General features: G+C 30.0%; 1 protein-coding gene. It reads left to right on the top strand.

Annotated features, from left to right (window positions below; genetic code table 11):
• Nucleotides 1-1,035, top strand: a 1,035-nt coding sequence (locus KY055_00640) for a hypothetical protein (protein ID MBZ1345144.1), incomplete at both ends; no start/stop codon positions are given.

Raw genomic sequence — 1,035 nt, 5'->3', positions numbered from 1 at the left:
GCTGCGGCTCGGGAGGAAGAAGAAAGAAAAAGAAAAGAAGAAATGGAAAAGAAAACGGAAGAAGAAATAAGAAAAAAGGAAGAAGAAAAAAGAAGATTGGAAAAAGAAGAGGGGGAAAGAAGGAAAGAAGAAGAAATGAAAAGAAAGGAAAGGGAAATTGAAGAAAAAAAGAAAGAAAAAGAAAATTTAGAAAAAGAAAAAGAAGAATTAGAAATAAAAATTAAGCAACTGGCTCAGGAAAAAATACCATTGGAAGATGAAAAAAATAAACTTTTGAAAGAAACAGAGCAATTGGACTTGATTTTAGGTCCTCTTTTAAAAGAGGAGGAAAAAATAGAAAAAGAAAAAAGAGAAATTGAAGAAAGGGAAAAATCAGCCCAGGCAATTAAACAAAAGCAACAAATTGAAAAAGAAAGATGGAAAATTGAAGAAAAAAGGGGGGGGATAGAATTAAAAAGATGGGAATTAGATAAGGAAAAAGAAAAAATTGAAAATCAAATAAAAGAATTTGATTCAAGATATCAGGTAATTTTAGAAAGAGAAGAGGAAATAAAAAAAAGACAAGGGGAAATTTTAAAAAGGGAGGAAGAAATAAAATTAGAGGAGGAAAAAAAACAACTAAAAGGTAAATTGGAAAAAACTTCGGAAAGAATAAAAATTTTAGATAAAGAAAAAGGTCAACTTCTTGAAAAAATAGGGGAAGCCGAAGAATCTTTAAACAAAGCCCTGGAAAAAGAAGAAGAGGCGGAAAGAGAAGTTAAGGTCATTGAAGAAAAGGAACAATTAACAGAAATTCCAAAAAGAAAAAGAGAGATTGAAGAAGAGAGAAGGAAAATAGAGAAAAAAAGAAAAGAAATTGAAAAAGAAAGATGGGCTTCTGAGGAAAAAAAGGAAGAATTAGAACTCCAGGCAAAAGAAGTGGATCTAAAACATCAACAATTGTTAAAAGAAAAACAGGGTTTGGAAAATAGAATAAAAGAAATAGACGAGGCATTAAATCCAATTCCAATAGAAGAACAAAAGGAAGTCGATGAA

It is taken from the genome of Candidatus Nealsonbacteria bacterium (genome assembly GCA_019923625.1).
GTDB lineage: Bacteria > Patescibacteriota > Minisyncoccia > Minisyncoccales > RBG-13-42-11 > JAHXGN01.
Note: the sequence above shows the minus strand (reverse complement) of the source record. Positions and strands in the feature narration are given on the sequence as shown.